Raw genomic sequence first — 18,210 nt, 5'->3', positions numbered from 1 at the left:
GGGGACCGGGCGATCCGGAGCGGTGCGCCATTGCGGGGAATGGGGCGATGAGACTGATCCTGCGGTTCTTCGGCTTCCTGTTCACGATCGGAACGATCCTGTTCCTGGTCGGGATCGCGGCTGCCGCCGGACTGATCTGGCATTTCTCCAAGGACCTGCCCGACTACACCCAGCTCCAGGAATACGAGCCGCCGGTGATGACCCGCGTCCACGCGGTCGACGGCGCGCTGCTCGCCGAATATGCCCGCGAGCGCAGGCTCTATCTGCCCATCCAGGCGATCCCCAAGCGGGTGATCAACGCCTTCCTGGCGGCCGAGGACAAGAACTTCTACGAGCACGGCGGCCTCGACTTCACCGGCATCGCCCGCGCCGGCGTGCTGTTCGCCCAGAATCTCGGGTCGAACCGGCGGCCGCAGGGCGCCTCGACCATCACGCAGCAGGTGGCCAAGAACTTCCTGCTCACCAACGAGGTGTCGTTCGACCGCAAGATCAAGGAGGCGCTGCTCGCCCTCAAGATCGAGCGCACCTACTCGAAGGACCGCATCCTCGAGCTCTATCTCAACGAGATCTATCTCGGCTTCTCGGCCTACGGCGTCGCGGCCGCCTCGCTCCTCTACTTCGACAAGTCGGTCAACGATCTCTCGATCGCCGAGGCGGCCTATCTGGCGGCGCTGCCGAAGGCGCCCTCGCAGCTCCATCCGTTCCGCCAGCGCGAGCGCGCCGTCGAGCGCCGCAACTACGTCATCGACCGCCTGCGCGAGAACGAGTGGATCACGCCGGCGGAAGCCGAAGCCGCCCGCAAGGAGCCGCTCAACGTGACGCCGCGGCCGACCGGCGCCCACATCTTCGCGGGTGAGTATTTCGCCGAGGAGGTGCGCCGCGAGATCTCGGAAAAGTTCGGCGAGAAGCGCCTCTACGAGGGTGGCCTGTCGATCCGCACGACGCTGGATCCCAAGCTGCAGGTGATGGCCCGCAAGGCCTTCACGGACGCGCTGGTGCGCTTCGACGAGACGCAAGGGTGGCGCGGCCCGGTCACCAGGCTCGACGCCGCGGGCGACTGGGGCGTGCGGCTCGCCGACGTGCGGGCGCTCAACGACGTCGCACCCTGGCGGCTCGCCGTGGTGCTGGAGACCTCGGACCAGACGGCGCGGGTCGGCCTGCAGCCGGCCCGTGAGCCGGGCGGCGCGGTGTCGCGCGACCGGCTGGTCGGCATCGTCCCGCTCGACGGGCTGAAATGGGCGAAGCCGCTCGCCGGCCCCAACAAGGGCAAGGTGGTCGCCAAGGCCTCGCAGGTGCTCGAGCCGGGCGACGTCGTCTATGTCGAGCCGATCGCCGGCAGCAACGGCCAGTACCGGCTGCGCCAGCTCCCCGAAATTTCCGGCGCCATGGTGGTGATGGACCCGGTGACGGGCCGCGTGCTCGCACTGGTCGGCGGCTTCTCGTTCGACCAGAGCCAGTTCGACCGCGCCACCCAGGCGATGCGCCAGCCCGGCTCGTCGATCAAGCCGCTGGTCTACTCGGCCGCCCTCGACAACGGCTACACGCCCTCGACCATCGTCATGGACGCGCCGATCGAGATCGACCAGGGCCCCGGCATCGGCGTGTGGCGGCCGGAGAACTACTCGACCGGCAAGTATTACGGTCCGCAGACCCTGCGGTTCGGCATCGAGCAGTCGCGCAACGTCATGACGGTGCGGCTCGCCCAGGACGTCGGCATGCCGCTGATCGCCGAATACGCCAAGCGGTTCGGCATCTACGACAACATGCCGCCCTATCTGTCCTACGCGCTCGGCGCCGGCGAGACGACCGTGATGCGGATGACCACGGCCTATTCGATGATCGCCAATGGCGGCCGCCGCATCACCCCGACCCTGATCGACCGCATCCAGGACCGCACCGGCAAGACCATCTACAAGCACGACCAGCGCGAATGCCGCGGCTGCGACGCCGACGGCTGGCAGAACCAGGCCGAGCCCGGCCTGATCGACCGCCGTGAGCAGGTGCTCGACCCGATGACGGCCTACCAGATCACCTCGATCATGGAGGGCGTCGTCCAGCGCGGCACCGGCAACACGGTCGCGGCCGTCGGCAAGCCGGTGGCCGGCAAGACCGGCACCACCAACGACGAGAAGGACGTGTGGTTCGTCGGCTTCACGCCGGAGATCGCGGTCGGCGTCTATCTCGGCTACGACAAGCCGCGCCATATCGGCCGGGGCGCCTCGGGCGGCCACCTCGCCGCCCCGGTGGCGCGCGACTTCCTCAAGGTGGCGCTCGCCGACAAGGCCCCGGTGCCGTTCCGGGTGCCGCCCGGCATCAAGCTGATCCGCATCGACGCCCAGTCCGGCACCCGCGCCGGCCCCGGCACCCAGAAGGCGATCCTGGAGGCCTACAAGCCCGGCACGGCGCCGGCCGACAGCGCAACCATGGTCGGCACGCTCGGGCCGGACGGCCAGCCGATCGGCGTGACCCCCGAGGTCGACCGCGCCGTGCGCACCGGCACGGGTGGGCTGTACTGACCTCTCGGTCGTTCCCGCCGCCTGCGGTCTCTTTTTCCGAGGGCGCCGCCCCGCATCGGGTTCCCTGGTATCGCCCCCGGCACGCTTGGCGTCGCCCGTGCGAGCCTGTCAAAAGCAAAAAGCCCCCGCCGGCGATCGGCGGGGGCTTTTTGGCTCACGGGGGTGGAGCAACCCGGGACGGGGGCCCGGGCAGAGTGCGGCAGGCTCAGACCTGCAGGAACGGGTAGCGGGCCGCAGCCTCGCTGCGCAGACGCTTGGTCTCGCGGAAGACGTCGGCGACCGAGCGCAGCGCGCGCACGAAGGAGTTGCCGGCCGGTGCGGTCGAGAGTTCGATCGGGGTTTCGAGATTCATGATTCAGTGTCCTGGTCGACGAAATTATGATCGGCGTTTCGCTTCATCGCCGTGTCCTGCCTGATATTGCGCTTCGACGGCATCAGAATAAGTGGTTTTCCGGACATCGATCTGTGCCGCACCGTCACAGCCGGGGCCGCTCGAGCAGGCCGCACACCGGACCGCCGATCGCCACGCGGTCCGCAACAAAACGAGCCCCGGCCGGGTGGCCGGGGCTTGTTTGCCTGTTCGGATCGCCGGCGTGACGCCGGGCGGGCGCTCAGCTATCGACGAAGGGATAGCGCTCCATCGCCTCCATCCGCAGCCGATGGGCCTCGCGGATGATGTCCACGGCAGAGCCGAAACCGGCGAGGGTCAGACCCAGAAGGGACTTCCGGCGGGGCGGCACGGTCGGGGTGGCGTCGGGGGTCGAAGCACGAATCATTGTTTCACCTGGTGATATGACGGTCTTTGCGTGAAGCCCTGATTCGACGTTTCCATTTTATCGTTCGCAAGATCATCAACATGATATTGCGGCGCACTCGTGACAACCCCTTCGATGCGATCTTATTGATCAAATATCGGTTGCGATGCGAAATGACTGGTTATTTCGACGGTTTCGAACGAAAGAATGAATGGAGAGTCCTTGGCGTGTGGAGGCAGGTGGCCTGGCACCGGTCTGCGCGGTTGCACGTCTGCTGGCGGATCAGCGACCGCGGACGGGCGGCGACCCGGAGACCCGCTGGCGAGGGGTCGTGCCTACACCGCGGCCCGTTGATTGCCAGGTCCGCCTCGCAGCCGGCGGGTCTCAGGCCTGCCGCTCCCGCGCTTGTGCGTTGCGCAGCCGGGAGCGTCATGCACGAATAGCGTCATGCATGTATTGTGATGGTGCGCCGCGACGGCAGGGCACCCCACTGATGGGGACCGTCGATGCGGACCGGGCGTCCGGGTGCGGTGAGGCGGGCGCGGTACGACGGACGCGGAAATACGGCGGGGGCGAGACGCTGGGAGCACCGCATGGGGTTCATCTGGGCGCGATTGCTCGTTCTTCTCGCCGGCTGGGCCGCCGCCCTGACGACGGCGCTGCTCGCCTCGACCCTGATGGCCACCCCCCGCCTGTCGGTCTTCCTGGTCAGCGGCGGCCTGTGGACCGCCGCCATGCTGCTCGACTGAGCCGGCGGAGTCCGGCCGGCAGCCGCCGGGTCAGATGTCCATTCAGAGATCCATGAAGCAATAGCGGCGCTGGGCGTCGCTGCGCATGCGGCGGATGTCGGTGACCATGTCCGCGAGGGCGGAGACCGCCGGCAGCGCCGCGGCAGTCGGATCGTGGAGCTCGGTCGTGTCGAGATCGGCGGTGTCGTCGACGGTGGCTTGCAGCATCGGACGGGTCCCTGTTTGGCCGAACCGGGCACGGGGCCCGGGGGTCGACCGCTCGTTGTTGTTGCTGCCGCAGCGTGATTCGGATCGTCCCGGCCGCCGCGGTCCCGAGTGGTATCTCGGTGAGGACACTCTTCTCCGGCTCCGTAAACGGACCGTTGAGAAAAGCCGTCCCGGGGGCGACCTGCAGGCTAGGTCATGGGGAAAAACGATCTAGCCTTGCCTGGCGATTAATACGAAGCCGTCAATCTGGTCGGACTGGACCGCGGGCGAGCCCGGCCGGGACCGCCTCGCGGCGCGGCCGGCGGTCGGCGGCGGTTGCGCGCGCCTGCCCGGACCGCTACATGCGGACGCGAGATCGGGCCCGTCGGCCCGTCGGAAGCGTGGGGCGGACGGCCCCGAGGTGAATCCAGGATGCGTGCGGAAACCCAGTCGGTCCTCGAGGAGATCAAGCAGTCGGTCGGGCTGCTGAGGAGGCATCTTTGACTTCGACAAGGCACGCGCGCGACTTGCGGAGCTGAACAAGCTCGCCGAGGATCCGAACCTCTGGAACGATCCGCAGAAGGCCCAGCGCCTGATGCAGGAGCGCACCGGCCTCGAGGACAGCCTGACGGCGATCGGCCGGATCGAGCAGGAGGTCGACGACCAGGTCACGATGATCGAGCTCGGCGAGGCCGAGAGCGACCAGGGGGTCATCGCCGAGGCCGAGGCGACGCTGAAGAAGCTCAAGGCCGAGGTCGAGCGCCGCCAGCTCGAGGCGCTGCTCTCGGGCGAGGCCGATCAGAACGACACCTATCTCGAGGTGCATGCCGGCGCCGGCGGCACCGAGAGCCAGGACTGGGCCAACATGCTGCTGCGCATGTACACCCGCTGGGCCGAGCAGCATGGCTTCAAGATCGAGTATCTGGAGGAGACCGAGGGCGAGGAGGCCGGCATCAAGTCGGCCACCATCCAGGTCAAGGGCCACAACGCCTATGGCTGGCTGAAGACCGAGCGCGGCGTCCATCGCCTGGTGCGCATCTCGCCGTTCGATTCGAACGCCCGCCGGCACACGAGCTTCGCCAGCGTCGACGTCTATCCGGTGATCGACGACCGCATCGTCATCGACGTCAAGGAAGCCGACGTGCGCATCGATACCATGCGGTCGCAAGGCGCCGGCGGCCAGCACGTCAACAAGACCGAGTCGGCGGTGCGCATCACCCACATCGCCAGCGGGGTCGCGGTGGTCTGCCAGGCCGAGCGCTCGCAGCACAAGAACCGCGCCACCGCCTGGAACATGCTGCGCGCCCGCCTCTACGAGATCGAGCTGAAGAAACGGGAGGCGGCGGCCGCCGCCGATTTCGAGGCGAAGTCCGACATCGGCTGGGGCCACCAGATCCGCTCCTACGTGTTGCAGCCCTACCAGATGGTCAAGGATCTGCGCACCGGCCTGACGACCTCCGACACCGGCGGCGTGCTCGACGGCGACCTCGACCGCTTCATGGAGGCGACGCTCGCCCAAAAAGCCTTCGGCGGCGAGCCGGGCGAGATCGAGGACGTGGATTGATCGTGAGGGCGCTGCTCGGCCGAATGCGGTCCAATCCGGCAGGGGATTGGACCCTGGCCGTTCGGTTCAGGGCTCGGAGCAGCGTTGAGCGCCAGTACCCTCGCCCTGAGGGAGCTTTGCAGAGATCGTCATTCCGGGGCGCGAACCGAAGGTTCGCGAGCCCGGAATCCATAACCCCTGTGTCCCGAGAGCAATCGGCACCGGGGGTATGGATTCCGGGTCCGCGCGCTTACGCGCGCGGACCCGGAATGACGAACTCTCCAAAGCGCGCTGCTGCGAAGAGGTGAAGCGCAGCGCCGCCCTCTCAGGCGCACCCCCACAAGATCCTGCCGGAACGCCGACTCTCGTCCGTATAAGCTTCGGTACAAGCGCATGCGACGCGACGCATGCGGTTCGGGGCGACGCATCGCCGGGGCCCGGGCCGCCGCCGCGCGCGTCAGGAGGACGGGATGTCCACTTCCGCCGTCAGCTCGTCGGATTCGTCGAGCCTCTGGTCACTGATGAAGCTTCTGCAGACGAGCAGCAGCTCGTCGACCTCGTCGACGTCGTCCAGCTCGACGAGCTCCAGCTCGTCGACCTCCGGCACGTCCGGCACGTCCGGCAGCTTCATGCCGCCCCCGCCGCCGCCCGACGACGACTCGTCGTCGTCCTCGTCGTCATCCTCGTCGTCGGGATCGGGCAACGGGCTCGGCAGCGACATGATGATGCTGCTGATGATGATGCAGCAGGTCTCCGGCGATTCGTCGGGCGCTTCGAGCGCGTCGTCCGCGGCCGGCTCCTCTGTGTCGGCGATCGGCAGCGCCACCTCGTCGAGCTCGACGTCGGGCACGTCGGGCAGCAATCCGCTCGACAAGCTGTTCAGCTCCATCGACACCGACGGCGACGGCTCGATCTCCAAGAGCGAGATGGAGAGCCTGGCGACCAGCAGCGGCGGAACCACCGATCAGGCCGACTCGGTGGTGTCCTCGCTCGACAGCGACAGCGACGGCTCGGTCAGCCAGGCGGAGCTGGCCAAGAGCCTCAAATCGATGTTCGACACGCTCGCCTCGTCGATGTTCTCGGGCTCCAACGAGCAGCGAAGCGTCTCGATCACGGCGTGAGCCGGCGGCGCTTCGACCACAGGCCGGGCTTCTCCTCGCGCTCGTCCCCGCCACCGCGCTACGGGATGCACACATCGCTTGCCATGCATGAGAGCGTCATGCGCGGGCTCGACCCGCGCATCCATCGATTTTCGCAAAAATGCTTTGTTCGCAGGATGATGGATCGCCGGGTCAAGCCCGGCGATGACGACGGTGGGGAAGGCGCTCTTTTTGTCGTACCACCAGATGGTCTCGACAAAACGAGATCTGTGCATCCCGTAGCGCCACCGCGGGGACGATTTTTTGTGATCGGGAGCCGAGCGCTTTGCGCTGTCCGGGAGCGTTCGAGGATGGAGGTTTCGATGCCGTCGCGGGATGCCGCCGCGGCGCGTCGTCGGCAGACGATGCAGACGATGATGACCGGACGCGCCTAGAGCGCGCCCATCCGCAGTCCGGCGCGAAGGAACTTCTGCGGGTCGATGGCGTCGCCGGAGACGCGCGTCTCGTAGTGCAGATGCGGGCCGGTCGAGCGGCCGGTGGAGCCGAGCCGGCCGATCACCTGGCCGATCTTCACGCTCTGGCCCGGCTGCACCAGGATCTCGGAGAGATGGCCGTAGCGGGTCGACAGGCCGTTGCCGTGGTCGACCTCGATCATCCGGCCGTAGCCGCCGCTCCAGCCGGCCGACGTCACGGTGCCGTTGGCGGTGACGCGGATCGGCTCGCCCGTGGCGCCGCGGAAATCGAGCCCGGTATGCATGGCGGGGCGGCCGATGAACGGGTCGAGCCGCACCCCGAACGTGGAGCTGAAATCGACGTCGCCGGCGACCGGCTTCCTGATCGGGATCGAGACCAGGGTGCGGGTCAGGCGCTCGGCCTGGGCGCGGGCGAGGCGGACCCGGTGGACCTGGCGCTCGAAGGTCGAGGCCACCGAGGCGAGCCGCACCGGCACGAACGGGCCGCCGACATTGCTCTCGGCCGGCGCGGTGCGCTCGAGCCCGAGGTCGGAGAGCATCGCGCGGATGCGGCGGGCCCGCCCGTCATAGCTCTCCTCGAGCGATGCGAGCGACGCCACCTGGCGGGTCTCGATGCGGTCGAGCGCGCCGTTGAGCCGCGCGATCTTGCCTTCGAGGCCCGGAAGGACGTTGCGGCTCGCGGCGGCGGCGAGCGCGGTCGGCGGCTGGCGCGATTCGAGCCGCGCCTGGCGGTCGGGTGGGGCCTTGAAGATCACGGTGTCGCTGATCGGCGAGGCCTTGGGCTGCGCCGCCACCGGGGCCACGGGCTCGGCCGGGACGTTGCGGCCGGGCGGCTTGATCGAGCCGGTGGTCTCCTGCGTGCCGATGCCGCCGAGCGCGGTGGCGCGGTTCTCCAGCACGCTCTGGCGGCGAATCACCTGCTCGAGCTTCTGCTCGAACTGCTCCTGGTCGAGGAGCTGGCGGGTCGTCACCCGGTCGACCTGGGCCCGCATCTCGGCGATGCGGTCCTCATAGGCGGCCTCGAGGTCCGTCTGGCGGGCGATCATCCGGGTGATGACGTCGTCGTGAAAGGCGAAATAACTGGCCGTGACGGCCGACCAGCCGGCCATGATCACCAGGCTGCCGACCACGGTCCAGAAGGCGACCGGGCCGAGCCGCACCTGCCGGCCCGCATAGCCGAACGTGAAGGCGCGGCGCGGCGTTTTGGTCGTCCCTTGGGCCGATGGCCTGGCTGCCGCCTGGGCCGGCGGCCGGGCGGGCGGCCGCGGGCGGCGGGGCTCGTCCTCGGGCCGGGGCCGCCGCTCGTCGAGGCCGACATGGTGGCCGTAACGATGATCGGCATGATGATCGCCGCGGTGCTCGGCCCGGTGGTCGAACTGGGGCTCGGCGGCGTGGCGGACGGCGTGCGGATGGACGGGACGCGGCGGCACCTCGGTGGCCCGGTCGGCCGCCGCGGGATGCTCGTGCATCGGCCGGTCACGCTGCCCGTGATCGTTGTTGGGCCGATGAGACATTCACGCTCCCTGCCGGCCGTGCGGTCGCGCCGGCCGCTCCGAGGCGTGAATGAAATCACCGCATGGTAAAGATTTTCCGAACGAATCTGCTTTCCATGACCTTCGTTCCGGGACTCGACCCGGCCGGGACGTGCGGTGCCGGGTGGTGCGGCCCTCGCCTGCTAAATCGCCTTCACGGCTGCCAAAACCTCGTCGGCATGGCCGTCGACCTTGACGGAGGGCCAGACGCGGGCGATCCGACCGTCCGGCCCGATCAGCACAGTGGCCCGGGTGATTCCCATGAAGGTCTTGCCGTACATGGACTTTTCACCCCACACCCCATACGCCTCGAGCATCTTGTGGGTCTCGTCGGAGCCGAGCGGGATTTTCAGGTCGTGCTTCTTCACGAAGGCGTCCTGCTTCTTCACCGGATCGGCAGATACCCCGAGAATGTCGGCGCCTGCCTTTGCGAACTTTTCGCGGGCGGCCGAAAATGCCTGGGATTCGCGGGTGCAACCGGGGGTGTCGGCCTTCGGGTAGAAATACAAGACCAGCTTGCGGCCGCGATAGTCGGCGAGCGACACCTCGCCGCCACCGTCACGGGGTAAGCGGAACTCCGGAGCAGGGTCGCCGTCGCGCAGTTTCATTGGCATATGCCTTCCTTTCGACGCTTTCCCGGCGCTCTCTCGGAGCCTGGGGTATGGGTAATAAGTCCCTGTTAGATCGATGGATGTGCCGGGCCTAGTGCCCGCCTCACCGGATCGCATACGGGGGCATTGTGCGGGCAGGGAACGGGGCCGTCCAGAACGCATGACGGACAAGGAACTGAGTCCGAAACTGGCTGCCCTGCGCAGCCTGGAGGCGAGCCTTCATCTGCACAAATGTGCGGAGGCCGCCCGGGTTGCGTCGACGCGCGCCTGCCGCGAGCCGACGCCGTCCGATGCGCCCCGCGCGTGTGCTGCGCCTCGCCTTTCGGCCCTGTCGTCTGCCCTGTCTGCCCTGCCGCGTTTCGGTCGCCGCCTGCGTGTCGGCCTGTCGTCGCTCCGCGAGGCGGCTCTGACGACGCTCGGACCGAGAGCAGGGGCTCACCGGTCCGGCCCGCGTCGCGCCCGCGGGCATGGCACCGCGCATGGCCGGGCCGACCGCCCTCACCGCATCGATGTTCAGACGGCCGTGTGGCACCTTCGTCAGGCCGTGGCGCATGCGCTCGGGCGCCGCCCGGTGCGCATCTGCCTGCTGGCCACCGGCTTGCCGTTGGCCGCCATCGCCCTGCTGATCGGCGGCTTGTGGTGGCGTCTGTCCGTCGGGCCGATCCCGCTCGACATGGCGACCCCGTGGCTCACCGCCGCGATCACCGAAAATCTCGGCAATCGCTACAAGGTCGAGATCGGTGGCACCGTCATCGAGCTCGACGAGAATCGCCGCATGGCCGTGCGGGTGCGCGACATCGTGGTGCGCGACACCGACGGCACCGTGGTGGCGACCGCCCCCAAGGCCGAGGCCGGCCTGACTGTCGCGGCGCTGATGACCGGGCGGCCGCGGGTCGAGAGCATCAGCCTGGTCGGCGCCGAGATCGCGCTGCGGGTCGAGACCGACGGCACCGTCACGATCTTCGCCGGCGCCGACAAGCGCCCGATCGCCACCTCGCCCGTGCTGGCCTCGGCCGGCACGGCGCCGATCGGCCTCAAGGCCGATTCGGAGCCGACCGCGTCGATGCCGTCCGGCTCCGCAGCGCCGGCCCGCAGCGCCGGGCAGAATTTTGCCGCCCTGCTGGCCTGGGTCGACAGCCTCGGCAGCCTCGGGCTCGACGGCGGCGCCCTCACCGAGGTCGGCCTGAAGAGCGGCAATCTGGTGGTCGACGATCAGCGCAGCGGCCGTCAGTCGCGCTTCGAGAACATCCACCTCACCATGACGCGGCCGCAGCCGGGCGAGCTCTCGGTGACGCTCGGCTCGCAGGACCCCGAGCGGCCCTGGGTGGTGGTGGGGGCCGTCAAGGCGACCCAGCAGGGCTCGCGCGTCGTGCGCATCGAGGCCCGCAAGGTGTCGGTGCGCGACATCCTGATGGCGCTGCGGCTCGACGGCGGCGTCGAGTCCGACCTGCCGATCTCCGCCAGCCTGCGCGCCGAGATCGCCGCCGACGGCACGCCGCAGTTCGCCACCGGGCGCCTGCTCGCCGGTCCCGGCATGATCGGCGAGGTCGGCGACGCCCTCAATCGCGTGACGGTCGACCGCTTCGAGGCGAGCCTCGAATGGGACGCCAGTCGCGGCATGATCGTCACGCCGTTCCAGCTCGTCTCCGGCACCACCAGGATGACGCTGGTCGCCCAGGCGGAGCCGCCGGCCGATCCCGGCCAGCCGTGGGACGTCGGTCTGCGCGGCGGCAGCGTCGTGATGGGCTCGGCCGCTCAGGGCGAGACGCCGCTGCTGATCAACCGGCTCCTGATCCGCGGTCGTTTCGATCCGATGTCGCGCCGGCTCGACGTCCTGCACGGCGAGGCCGCCGGCGGCGACGTCGCCATCGCCATGTCGGGCTTCTTCGATCTCGCCACCAGCGATCCGCGCATCGTCGTCGGCATGGCGGCGCGCAACATGTCGGCGACGTCGTTCAAGCGCATCTGGCCGCCCTTCGTGAACCCGCCGGTGCGCGAATGGGTGATGGACAACATGACGGGCGGCGCACTCGACCGCATCGAGATCGCCACCAACGCACCGCTGTCGACGCTGCGGGCCGGCGGCCCGCCGGTGCCGGACGACGGCCTGTCGATCGAGATCGTCACCAACGGCACCCAGATCAAGCTGATGGAGGCATTGCCGCCCATCCGCGAGTCCGATCTGGTGATGCGGGTGCGCGGCCGCCAGATCGCCGTCGCGCTCGGGCGCGGCGTCGCCGAGCTGCCGTCCGGGCGGCGCATGACGGTCACCAACGGCCTGTTCGAGGTGCCGGATTCGCACGGGCCGAAGCCGCCGGCGCGGGTGCGGGCCCGGGTCGACGGCCCGGCCCCGGCGGCGGCCGAGTTCCTGGCGCTCGACCACATCCGCGACGCTGCCGGCGTGCCGCTCGATCCCAACAATTGCCGCGGCACCGTGAGCGCCCAGGTGACGGTGGCGACGACGATCGAATCCGATCCGCCGCCCGGCACGTTCAACTACACGGTGGTGGCCGACGTCACCAATTTCGCCGTCGACAAGTTCGCGCTGTCGCAGAAGATCGAGGCGCAGACCCTGCGCATCAACGCCAATCAGCAGGGCTACCAGGTGAAGGGCGACGTGCGGGTCGGCGGCGTGCCGGCCGCGATCGAGCTCCGCAAGACGCGCGGCGACGAGGATGCCGAGTTGCGTCTGCAGGCCACCATGGACGATGCCGCCCGCACCAAGCTCGGCTTCGATGCGGGCCCCGCCGTGAGCGGTCCGATCGCGATCAAGCTCGCCGGCCGGATGGCGACCAATCCCGACCAGGACAACCGCCTGGTCGTCGAATCCGACCTGACCCAGACCCGCATCGACAATCTGCTGCCGAGCTGGGTGAAGCCGGCCGGCAAGCCGGCCCGCGCGGTGTTCACCTATGTGGGGCGCGGCAAGGCGGCGCGCTTCGAGGACGTCGTCATCGAGGGCTCGGGCGCCTCGGTGAAGGGTGGCGTCGAGATCGACGGCAACGGCGACTTCCTCGCCGCCTCGTTCCCGGTGTTCGGCCTGTCGGACGGCGACAAGGCGACCCTGAAGGCCGAGCGCGGCCAGGACGGAATCGTCAAGATCACCCTGCGGGGCGACGTCTATGACGGGCGGGCCTTCGTCAAATCCGTGATGGGCGGCTCGTCGGCCGACCAGAAACGCCCGTCCGCCAATGCCGACGTCGACATCGACATGAAGATCGGTGCGCTGGCCGGCTTCAACGGCGAGGCGCTGCGGGCCGTCGACCTCAAGCTCCTGCGCCGCGGCGGCAAGCTCGAGTCCTTCAACCTCTCCGCCAAGATCGGCGCCGAGGCGACCCTGATCGGCGACCTGCGCGGCCGGGTCGGCGGCGGCGGCCAAGTGGTCTATCTGGAGAGCAAGGACGCCGGCGCGGCATTCCGCTTCACCGACACCTATGCCCGCATGTTCGGCGGCCAGATGTGGGTCGCCATGGATCCGCCGAGCGCCGACCAGCGCCCGAAGGAGGGCCTGCTCAACGTCCGCGACTTCACGGTACGGGGCGAGCCTTCGCTCGACCGGGTCGCCGCCTCGGGGGCGGCGGGCTCGCAGAATCCCGGCGTCGAGTTCAGCCGCATGCGGGTGGATTTCAGCAAGGGCGCGGGCCGCCTGATGATCCGCGACGGCGTCGTGCGCGGCCCGATGGTCGGGGCCACGCTCGAGGGCGCGATCGACTACGCCGCCAACGAGGTGCGCCTGCGCGGCACCTTCGTGCCGCTCTACGGGCTGAACAACGCCTTCGGCCAGATCCCGATCGTCGGCCTGTTCCTGGGCGGCGGCGACAAGGAAGGCCTGCTCGGCGTCACCTACGAGGTGGTCGGCTCGCCCGGCGCGCCGATCCTGCGGGTCAACCCGATCTCGGCCGTGGCGCCCGGCGTGCTGCGCAAGTTCTTCGAGTTCCCCAGCACGCTGACGGGCGCCGAGCGCACCCCGGACGTCCGCTCCAGCATTCAGTGATCGGACGGTCATTCCGGGACGGCGCACCGATCCCGGGTCTACCCGGGATCGGCATCGCATGGTGCTGAAGTCGGCAGCAGCCGACTTCGGGGCGCCGGACCCGGAATCCAGCGACGCGCTCGGAATTCCTGGTTGGATTCCAGGTTCGCACCTTCGGTGCGCCCCGGAATGACCGTGACCTGATCGACCGTGTCCGGGCTCACCCGTTCACGAACTCGCCGGCGCGAAACCCCTGCGCATAGAGCAGCGCCCCGAGGTCGCCGTGGTCGATGCGGGCGTCGGCGGCTGCCGCCACGGCGGGCTTGGCGTGGTAGGCGACGCCGAGGCCGGCCTCGTCGATCATGGCGAGGTCGTTGGCGCCGTCGCCGACCACCAGCGTGTCGTGCTGGGCCAGCCGCAGCGCCTCGCGGCGATCGTGCAGGGTGGTGCGCTTGGCCTCGCGCCCGATCAGCGGCGGTACGACGCGGCCGGTGAGGCGCTTGTCGGGGCCGATCTCCAGCACGTTGCCGACATGCTCGTGGAAGCCGATCAGCGCCGCCACCCGCGCCGTGAACAGCGTGAAGCCGCCCGACACCAGGCAGGTGCGGGCGCCGTGCGCCGCCATGGTCCGCACCAGCGCGCGGGCGCCGGGAGTGAGCGTGATGCGGGTCTCGATCACCTCGTCGATCAGGCTCACGGGCAGGCCGGCCAAGAGTGCGACGCGCTCGGTGAGCGCCGGCTCGAAGGCGATCTCGCCGCGCATCGCCCGCTCCGTGATGGCGGCCACGTGCGCCTTGCGGCCGATCATGTCGGCGATCTCGTCGATGCATTCCTGCTGGATCATGGTCGAGTCCATGTCGGCCACCAGCAGCCGCTTGCGGCGCTCCGCCACGGCCTGCACGACGACGTCGATCGGCCGCGGCGCCAGAGCGGTGCGCAGCCGCGCGGCGAGCGCGCGCTCGTCGAGCGGCCCGCGCGGCGTGAACGGCAGATCGACCGCGACCGCGGGCGCCAGCCAGTCGGGCGTGCCGGGCGAAGGCAGGATCGTCCGGGCGATCGCCGCCGCGGCGTCATCGAGGACGGGCCGTGCGGGATCGGCGATCAGGGTGGCGACGTGGGTCATGCGACGGGCAACTCGGGACCTCGGAAACCGGCCGGCCTGCATAGCCGCAAAACCGCACGGCGCCAATGCCGCAGGTTTCAGGCTACCGACGGCGGCCGGGCGCTCCATGCCGTCGGCCAGCAGGCCGGCGAGGTCCGCGCTACCGACGCCGACCGGCCAGGAAGGCGACGACGGCGGCCGACTGGACGAGCGCCGCGGCGATGAAGAGACACGGCGCCGCTCCGGGCGCCGTGGCGCCCAGCGGCGGGCCGAACTCCCGGATCAGCCCGAAGACCGCGGGCGCGAACGCATAGGCGCCCTGGCCGATGGCGACCATCAGGGCGACGACGCGCGGCGCGTCCTCGGCGGCGAATTCGACCTGGGCGACGAGGGGCGGCAGCGACGTCACATTGCCGATGCCGGCACCGAACAATACGACGCCGAGGAGAAGCAGGGGCATGTGGTCGCCGGCCGCGCCGAGCAATGCGAGCGATCCGGCGATCTGCACCCCATGGCTCGCGCAGGCGACCAGCCGGCGATCGGCGCCGGCCGGCATCAGCCATCCGACCATTGTACGGCCCGCCACGGCCGCAGCCGTGGCGGCACCGGTCGCGAGGCCGGCGGCCGAGGCGCCGAGCGGCGGGACCAGCAGCGAGAACAGATGCGCCAGTAGGCCGATCTGGGCGAACAGGCCGAGCGCCATGCCGGCCGCCAGCGTGACGAAGCGGCGATCGCGCCACAAGCCGCGATGCGTGAGCGGGTACGTCGGCGGCGAGGCGATCGATGCGGCTTTCGCTTCGGGGGCATCGCCGTCGGCGGACAAGCCCATGCGGTCGGGACTAGCGGCGTAGAACCGATCTGCGAGCACCCAGATGGTGACGATCATCACCAGCCCGACGACGGTCGCGGCGCAGGCGAAGCCGACGACTCCGATCATCGCGACCCAGAGCGGCGAGAACACCACGCCGCCGACGCTCGATCCGTTGTAGGCCATCGCCAGGGCCGCCGGCCTTGTCCGCACGAACCACGGCGCGACGATCGCATTGACGGCGGCTGCCCCCATGGTGACCCAGCCGCCGCCGCTGAGCAGCGTCGCGAGAAAGAGCTGCCACGGCTCGGCCGCCGCGGCCCAGCCGATCACGCCGGCCGCGAGCGCCACGGTGCCGGCCTTAGTCACCGCGGGCAGGCCGAACCGTCGGTACAGCGTCGGGAGATTGGCGATCACGACCGCGCCGAACAGGAAATGGGTGGTGACTGCGGCGGAGATGAGCGCCAGCGACCACCCCCGCGTTTCGCGGACCACATGCAGGTAGACGGGCGGGCCGTAGAACCCGACCCCCCAGCCGAACATGGCGAGGATGAACACGGCGGCGACCACCCGCCAGCCGAAGAACAGGCTTTTCTGTTCGCGTGTCGTCACTGCGCGCTCCGCCGTCTTGTCCGTCGGGGTCGCCGCGGGCTCTCGCGTTGCGGCATGCCGCCGTCGACCGGTGGAGGTACACTGGAGCGGATGCCGTCCGAACGTTACGGCGCCGGCCGTAGCATCGCGCCGGGGGCCGGCACAGAATGGCCGTCCGAGCGAGGATGGAGATCATGACCAGCAACGCACGATTTGCCGAGCTCGCCACCCTGTCGGGGGATCCCGCGCGGGCCAGCATGCTGTTCGCGTTGATGGACGGCCGGGCGCTCACGGCCGCCGAACTGGCGCGGGTGGCCGGAATCACGCCGCAGACGGCGAGCGGTCATCTCAGCCGGATGACGGCGGGCGGTTTGTTGAGTGTCGAGAAGCAGGGGCGGCACCGGTATCACCGGCTCGCCACGCCGTCGGTGGCGCACATGCTCGAGACCATCATGCAGGTTGCCGCCGAACTCGATCCCGACCGGCAGCGGCCGATCGTCGGCCCGCGGGATCCGGCGCTGCGGAAGGCCCGCGCCTGTTACGACCACTTCGCCGGGCGGCTCGGCGTCGCCTTGGCCGACGCCCTGGTGGAGCGCGGCCATGTCGAGCTGACGAGCGATGCCGGCCTCCTCACCGAGTCCGGGATCGCCTTCCTGGGCGAGATCGGGATCGACACCGGACCGATGCTGCAGCGACGCACGCTGCGGTCGGGACGCGTGCTGTGCCGGCCCTGCCTCGATTGGAGCGAGCGGCGACCGCACCTCGCCGGCGCCGTCGGCGCCGCGATCTGCACGCAAAGCATGCGAAACGGATGGACCCGCCGGCGCGACGACACCCGCGCCGTGCTGGTCACGCCGGCCGGCGAGCGCATCTTCCGCGAGACCTTCGGCGCACGGATCGAATAGATCGGGCCCCGATCGTGCGGCGTCGATCGGAGCGGGTCCCGGCGCCGCCGCGGATTTGCTGCCTCAATCCAGCACGTGGCTGACCATGCCGTCGGCCAGCTTGGGCTCGAACCAGGTGGACTTGGGCGGCATGATCTCGCCGGCGTCGGCGACCGCCATGAGATCCACCATCTGGGTCGGGTAGAGCGAGAACGCCGCGGCGGCGTCGCCGGCCGTGACGCGTCGCGAAAGCTCCTCGACGCCGCGGCCGCCGCCGACGAAGTCGATGCGCTTGTCGCGGCGCTGGTCGGTGATGCCGAACAGCGGCTCGATGGCGTTCTTGCTCAAGAGCGTGATCGGCAGTCGCCCGACCGGGTCGTCCGCCGGGACGAACTCCGGATGCAGCGTCAGCGCGTACCAGGTACCGTCGACGAACAAGCCGAACGCGTTCGGCGCCGCCGGCCGCACCGGGCCATCCGCCAGCGTCACCTCGAACCGCTCGCCGAGCGCCGCGAGCAGCTCCGCCGGCGTGCGGCCGTCGAGGTCCTTCATCAGCCGGTTGTAGTCCAGGATGGTCATCTGGTGATCGGGGAACATCACGGCGAGGAAATGGTCGTGCGACCCCGCGCCCCCGTGCGCGGCGGGGCCCCCGCGCGCCGCCGCGACCCGCGCTGCCGCTGCCGAGCGGTGATGGCCGTCGGCGATATAGAGGGCCGGCAGGGCTTCGATCATGCGGGTGAGCTGGGCGACGGTCTCGGGCCCGTCCACCACCCACATCTCGTGGCGCACGCCGTCGTCGGCCGTGACGTCGACGGCGCCCCTCGTCTCGGTGACCTGGGCCAGCAGCGCGTCGAGCCCGGGCGCGTCCCGGTAGGCGAGCATCACCGGGCCGGTCTGGGCGTTGACGGCCTCGATCTGGTGGACGCGGTCGTCCTCCTTGACCGGCGTGGTCAGCTCGTGCTTGCGGATGCGGTTGCTCTCGTAGTCGGCGACCGAGGCGGCGACGGCGAGGCCGGTCTGCACCCGGTCGCGCCAGGTCAGCCGGTAGACGTAGTAGCCGGGCGTGGCGTCGCGGATCAGCACGCCTTCGGCGACCATGCGGTCGAGGTTTTCGCGCCCCTTGGCGTAGACGGCCGGATCGTGCGGGTCGATGGCCGGGTCGAGGTCGATCTCCGGCTTGGAGATGTGCAGGAAGCTCCACGGCTTGGCGCGGGCGCGCAGCCGCGCCTCGTCGCTGGACAGCACGTCGTAGGGGGGCGCCAGAACCTCGGCGGCGCGTCCCGGGCCGGGACGCAGGGCACGAAAAGGCTGAACCAGGGTCACAGGACCGACTCCGCGGCAGGGATGGTTTTTCGGGCCCCGGTTTAGCACCTGGAGCGGGCGGCGG

General features: G+C 69.8%; 14 protein-coding genes and 1 pseudogene. 6 read left to right on the top strand and 9 right to left on the bottom strand.

All coding sequences use genetic code 11. The annotated features are described in order from the left end of the window. The first annotated feature begins 47 nt into the window (after positions 1-47). Entirely contained in the window at positions 48-2,516 is a 2,469-nt protein-coding gene (locus tag HXX10_RS17300) for a penicillin-binding protein 1A (protein WP_296524034.1), read from the top strand. Positions 2,517-2,721: 205 nt separating this feature from the next. On the opposite strand, the gene HXX10_RS17295 is transcribed toward HXX10_RS17300, so the two are convergent. Then, the gene (locus tag HXX10_RS17295) at positions 2,722-2,868 is read right to left on the bottom strand and encodes a hypothetical protein (protein ID WP_296524033.1); all 147 of its coding nucleotides are present in this window, start codon (positions 2,866-2,868) and stop codon (positions 2,722-2,724) included. 259 nt (positions 2,869-3,127) lie between these two features. Beyond that, positions 3,128-3,292, bottom strand: coding sequence for a hypothetical protein (locus HXX10_RS17290; protein WP_296524032.1), 165 nt, complete (start codon positions 3,290-3,292; stop codon positions 3,128-3,130). Positions 3,293-3,864: 572 nt separating this feature from the next. Between HXX10_RS17290 and HXX10_RS17285 the strand changes: the two genes are divergently transcribed. Continuing rightward, positions 3,865-4,020, top strand: coding sequence for a hypothetical protein (locus HXX10_RS17285; protein ID WP_296524030.1), 156 nt, complete (start codon positions 3,865-3,867; stop codon positions 4,018-4,020). A gap of 42 nt (positions 4,021-4,062) precedes the next feature. Here HXX10_RS17285 and HXX10_RS17280 read toward each other — a convergent pair whose 3' ends face one another. Continuing rightward, positions 4,063-4,227: a hypothetical protein gene (locus HXX10_RS17280; protein ID WP_296524029.1), complete on the bottom strand. Its 165-nt coding sequence runs from the start codon at positions 4,225-4,227 to the stop codon at positions 4,063-4,065. Between the two features lie 411 nt (positions 4,228-4,638). Between HXX10_RS17280 and prfB the strand changes: the two genes are divergently transcribed. Continuing rightward, a protein-coding gene (gene prfB / locus HXX10_RS17275; RefSeq protein WP_296524028.1) for a peptide chain release factor 2 occupies positions 4,639-5,770 on the top strand; the annotation gives its coding sequence in 2 pieces (ribosomal slippage) (positions 4,639-4,707 and positions 4,709-5,770; 1,131 coding nt in all). Between the two features lie 436 nt (positions 5,771-6,206). Here the strand turns inward: prfB and HXX10_RS17270 are convergent. Then, on the bottom strand, positions 6,207-6,710 hold the full coding sequence (locus HXX10_RS17270) for a hypothetical protein (protein WP_296524027.1): 504 nt from the start codon (positions 6,708-6,710) through the stop codon (positions 6,207-6,209). Between HXX10_RS17270 and HXX10_RS29000 the strand changes: the two genes are divergently transcribed. After that, positions 6,625-6,870, top strand: a complete 246-nt coding sequence (locus HXX10_RS29000; protein ID WP_367141993.1) for an EF-hand domain-containing protein — start codon at positions 6,625-6,627, stop codon at positions 6,868-6,870. The two genes, HXX10_RS17270 and HXX10_RS29000, sit on opposite strands and share 86 nt — an antisense overlap. A gap of 409 nt (positions 6,871-7,279) precedes the next feature. Here the strand turns inward: HXX10_RS29000 and HXX10_RS17260 are convergent, their stop codons facing one another. Beyond that, the gene (locus HXX10_RS17260) at positions 7,280-8,836 is read right to left on the bottom strand and encodes a peptidoglycan DD-metalloendopeptidase family protein (protein ID WP_367141992.1); all 1,557 of its coding nucleotides are present in this window, start codon (positions 8,834-8,836) and stop codon (positions 7,280-7,282) included. A 161-nt stretch (positions 8,837-8,997) separates the two neighbouring features. After that, positions 8,998-9,456, bottom strand: a pseudogene (bcp, locus tag HXX10_RS17255) (thioredoxin-dependent thiol peroxidase); the annotation flags it as partial. 532 nt (positions 9,457-9,988) lie between these two features. Between bcp and HXX10_RS17250 the strand changes: the two are divergent. Further along, a complete protein-coding gene (locus HXX10_RS17250) occupies positions 9,989-13,459 on the top strand; it encodes a DUF3971 domain-containing protein (RefSeq protein WP_296524025.1) in 3,471 nt (1,156 codons plus the stop codon). A 199-nt stretch (positions 13,460-13,658) separates the two neighbouring features. Here the strand turns inward: HXX10_RS17250 and serB are convergent, their stop codons facing one another. Both serB and HXX10_RS17240 read right to left on the bottom strand, forming a co-directional pair. Next, positions 13,659-14,561: a phosphoserine phosphatase SerB gene (gene serB, locus HXX10_RS17245; protein ID WP_296524024.1), complete on the bottom strand. Its 903-nt coding sequence runs from the start codon at positions 14,559-14,561 to the stop codon at positions 13,659-13,661. A 139-nt stretch (positions 14,562-14,700) separates the two neighbouring features. Beyond that, positions 14,701-15,960 (bottom strand): MFS transporter, encoded by a 1,260-nt coding sequence (locus HXX10_RS17240; RefSeq protein WP_296524023.1) that lies wholly within the window; start codon positions 15,958-15,960, stop codon positions 14,701-14,703. A gap of 173 nt (positions 15,961-16,133) precedes the next feature. Between HXX10_RS17240 and HXX10_RS17235 the strand changes: the two genes are divergently transcribed. After that, positions 16,134-16,844, top strand: a complete 711-nt coding sequence (locus tag HXX10_RS17235) for a helix-turn-helix transcriptional regulator (protein ID WP_296524022.1) — start codon at positions 16,134-16,136, stop codon at positions 16,842-16,844. Between the two features lie 63 nt (positions 16,845-16,907). On the opposite strand, the gene HXX10_RS17230 is transcribed toward HXX10_RS17235, so the two are convergent. Continuing rightward, on the bottom strand, positions 16,908-18,146 hold the full coding sequence (locus HXX10_RS17230; protein ID WP_296524021.1) for a DUF1015 family protein: 1,239 nt from the start codon (positions 18,144-18,146) through the stop codon (positions 16,908-16,910). Positions 18,147-18,210 lie beyond the last annotated feature (64 nt).

The sequence above is a fragment of the Rhodoplanes sp. genome, from assembly GCF_013377085.1.
Taxonomy (GTDB): domain Bacteria; phylum Pseudomonadota; class Alphaproteobacteria; order Rhizobiales; family Xanthobacteraceae; genus Rhodoplanes.
The sequence above is the reverse complement of the archived record's forward strand: the minus strand, read 5'-3'. Positions and strand labels throughout refer to the sequence as shown.